The sequence below is a fragment of the Kitasatospora sp. NPDC056076 genome (genome assembly GCF_042266305.1).
In the GTDB taxonomy this organism is placed as follows: Bacteria; Actinomycetota; Actinomycetes; order Streptomycetales; family Streptomycetaceae; genus Kitasatospora.
Genome location: NZ_JBHJWG010000011.1, coordinates 179,341 through 182,322 on the forward strand (window position 1 = coordinate 179,341; position 2,982 = coordinate 182,322).

4 protein-coding genes are annotated in these 2,982 nt (G+C 76.9%); 3 read left to right on the forward strand and 1 reads right to left on the reverse strand.

Going from position 1 to position 2,982, the window contains the following annotated elements; all coding sequences use genetic code 11:
* Positions 1–201: 201 nt before the first annotated feature.
* Positions 202–612, reverse strand: coding sequence for an organic hydroperoxide resistance protein (locus tag ACFC1T_RS12320; RefSeq protein WP_360245460.1), 411 nt, complete (start codon positions 610–612; stop codon positions 202–204).
* Between the two features lie 184 nt (positions 613–796).
* On the opposite strand from ACFC1T_RS12320, the gene ACFC1T_RS12325 reads away from it, so the two are divergent.
* The 3 genes from ACFC1T_RS12325 (at position 797) to ACFC1T_RS12335 (ending at position 2,822) form a co-directional block, all read left to right on the forward strand.
* Positions 797–1,270 carry a MarR family winged helix-turn-helix transcriptional regulator gene (locus ACFC1T_RS12325; RefSeq protein WP_375887035.1) on the forward strand — a complete coding sequence of 158 codons (474 nt, stop codon included), beginning with the start codon at positions 797–799 and terminating at the stop codon, positions 1,268–1,270.
* 257 nt (positions 1,271–1,527) lie between these two features.
* A complete protein-coding gene (locus ACFC1T_RS12330) occupies positions 1,528–2,097 on the forward strand; it encodes an RNA polymerase sigma factor (RefSeq protein ID WP_375887037.1) in 570 nt (189 codons plus the stop codon).
* Positions 2,094–2,822, forward strand: coding sequence for a hypothetical protein (locus ACFC1T_RS12335; protein WP_375887040.1), 729 nt, complete (start codon positions 2,094–2,096; stop codon positions 2,820–2,822). The genes ACFC1T_RS12330 and ACFC1T_RS12335 overlap by 4 nt, the downstream gene beginning before the upstream one ends.
* Positions 2,823–2,982: the final 160 nt, after the last annotated feature.

A 2,982-nucleotide genomic window follows, 5' to 3' on the forward strand; every position in this document is an offset into this window, starting at 1 on the left:
CCGCCACCCGGCCCCCCCCCCCCGGGGCGGCCCCGGGCGCGGGGGCGGGGCCGCCCCCCCCCGCCCCCCCCACCCGCCGCGCCCCGCGCCCCCCAGCCCCCCGGGGGCGTGGCCAGGCTCCGGGCGGATCGTTGGGCCCCGCCCGGAGCCTGCCCGTTGCCTGTCCGGGGTCCGCCCCGGGGCGGGTGTTGCCCGGCGGTGTTACTCGACGACCAGCTCGACCGGGATGTTGCCCCGGGTGGCGCGGGAGTACGGGCAGACCTCGTGCGCCTGCTTGACCAGCAGCTCGCCGCCCTCGCCCGCGAGCGCCTCGGGCAGCTCGACGCGCAGCACGACGGCCAGGCCGAAGCCCGCGCCGTCCTTGCCGATGGACACCTCGGCGGTCACCGAGACCTCGCTGGTGTCCACCCGGGCCTGCCGGCCGACCAGGCCGAGGGCGCTGGCGAAGCAGGCGGCGTAACCGGCGGCGAACAGCTGCTCGGGGTTGGTGCCCTGGCCGCTGCCGCCGAGTGCGGGCGGCATCGCCAGGGCGAGGTCCAGCTGGCCGTCCGAGCTGACGGCGCGGCCCTCGCGGCCGTTGGCGGTGGCGGCGGCGGTGTAGAGCGCGTCCATGGTGGGTCCCTTCGTGGTGCGCGGTCCGCGGTGCGTCGCGGTGCGCGGGGGCGGGCGGAGTCGTCCTGTTCCGGCGGCCGTCCGGTCCTCCGCGGAGGACCGGCTGCCGACTGCTCCATAAGTAGAGCACGCAATTCAGTTGTGCACAACTAGATGGCGCGACGGCGATCGGTACCATGGGGTCATGACCACGCTCCCCGGCATGGCGGACGAGGAACTGCTCCGCCTCGACCAGCAGATCTGCTTCTCGCTCAACGCCGCCTCCCGCGCCTTCGGCGGTGTCTACCGGGTCCTGCTCCGGGACCTCGGGCTCACCTACCCGCAGTACCTGGTCATGCTGGTGCTCTGGGAGGACGGCGAGCTGCCCGTCAAGCGGATCGGCGAGCGCCTGCGGCTCGACTCCGGCACCCTCTCCCCGCTGCTCAAGCGCCTGGAGGCGGCCGGACTGGTGCGCCGCGAGCGCAGCCCGGAGGACGAGCGGTCGGTGACCGTCAGCCTCACCGCCGAGGGGGCGGCGCTGCGCGAGCGGGCCGGGCAGGTGCCGCGCCGGCTGCTCACGGCGACCGGGCTGCCGGTCGAGGACCTGGCCGCGCTGCGGGTGCTGCTGGAGCGGGTGACCGTCGCGCTGGACTCGGCGGACGTGCAGCCGGCGCCGTAGGGCGGTCGCCGGGGCTTGTCAAGCCGCCATCCGAACGAGTGTGATCTGGGTCACTCCGGGGTGGTCGGGCGCCCGCTCGCGCCCACGAACGGGCAGGTCAGCGGCCTGGTTCGAAAGTGAACAGAATTGTTCCCAAATGTCCGCCCGATCCGGTCGACAACCCGCCCCTCCCGGACGGTTACACCACGAGCCCCGAAACGGGCCGTCGGCGTGCCAACCGGTGGGCCGGCCAGCTGACCCAGGAGAAGGGGGCGCGTGTGAACACTCCCGGGCCGGGGGAGGAGCGGGGCCTTCGGGCGGACCCGCTCGACGACCTGCCGAACGACTTCGAGGCGTTCTTCACCCGCGAGAACACCGGCTACCTCCGCTACGCCCGGCAGCGCCTGCGCCACCGCGAGGACGCCCAGGACGCCGTGCAGAACGCCGGCACCACGCTCTACCGGAACTGGCGCCGGGCCCTGGCCAGCGCGGACCCGCAGGCCTTCGCCTTCAAGATCGTCAAGGACGCGGTGGTCGACGTCCTGCGCGAACGCGGCCGGGCCGAGCGCAAGCGGCTCCGGGTGATCGCCCAGCGACGCCCCGACACCAGCCAGGACGAGCTGGAGGAGCTCGCCGAACTGGACGCCCTGGACTGGGCGATGGACGCCCTCGCGCGCGCCGCGCCCGTCCAGGCCGACGTGGTCCGGCTACGCCAGGCGGGCACCTCCTACCCCGACATCGGCCGGGCGCTCGGCATCGCCCACACCACCGCCCGCACCTACTACAGCCTCGGGCGGCGCCACCTGGAGTACCTGCTGGAACACCCGGACGACGGGCAGGCGACATGAGGGTCACCGAGCTGCTGCGCGCGCACGCCGCCGAGCTGGACGAGGAGTTCCGCGACCACGACCCGGTGGCCTTCACCCGTCGGCTGGCCGAACGGCTGGCCGCCGCCCGCCGGGCCGCCCCGACCGGCCGCGAGCGCCCCGCCCGGCCCCCCGCCGTCGCCCGGCCGCCGCACGCCGGGGCCGCCGGGGACCACCTCCGGTCCGGCGGGCGGGCCGAACTGCGGCGGGACCTGCGCCACCTGTGCGCGGGGGTGGCGGGCGCGGTCGAGCCCGGCGAACTGGCCCTGGACCTCGAACTCGCCGAGAAGGCCGCCTTCCGCACCCTCGGCTGCCTGCTCTACGGCATGGGCCGCACGGCCGACGGGGTCTTCTGGTGGCGGATCGCCGCCCAGTACGGCGACCAGCTGGCCGTCCACTGCCTGGCCGTCCACTACGCCGCCGAGGGCGAACGGGGCGACGCGGCGCGCTGGGCCGCCGAGGCCGAGGACCTCAGCGACCCGGGGCGGCTGCCCGAACTAGCCCCGGCGGTGCGGCCGGGCTGCGCCGCCGAGCTCACCCGGCTGCTGGCGGAGCGGTACGACGGGGAGATCCTGCTGACCCTGCGGGACACCGTGGCGGCGCCGCCGACTGGGCCCGGGGCGGGAGCGGGGGCGGGAGCCGGGGCGGCGGCCGGGCCGCTGGGCGCCCACCCGGTGCGCGGGCGGGGGGCGACGCGGATCCGCTGAGGGGTGCGGTGCGGCCGGGGGTGCGGTGCGGCACAAGACGCGGGAACGGTCGGGCGTGCGGGAACGGCCGGGGGCCGCCGCGCCCGGGTGGGGGGACGGGCCCCCGGCGGTGCGGGCCGGGGGCGGGGGGGTGCCCGGCGGGCGGGGCCCGGGGGGGTGC

Excerpts from the sequence above, each read along its gene's own strand:
- ACFC1T_RS12325 (WP_375887035.1), top strand. The coding sequence starts at position 797 with ATGACCACGCTCCCCGGCATGGCGGACGAGGAACTGCTCCGCCTCGAC.
- ACFC1T_RS12320 (WP_360245460.1), bottom strand. The coding sequence starts at position 612 with ATGGACGCGCTCTACACCGCCGCCGCCACCGCCAACGGCCGCGAGGGC.
- ACFC1T_RS12335 (WP_375887040.1), top strand. The coding sequence starts at position 2,094 with ATGAGGGTCACCGAGCTGCTGCGCGCGCACGCCGCCGAGCTGGACGAG.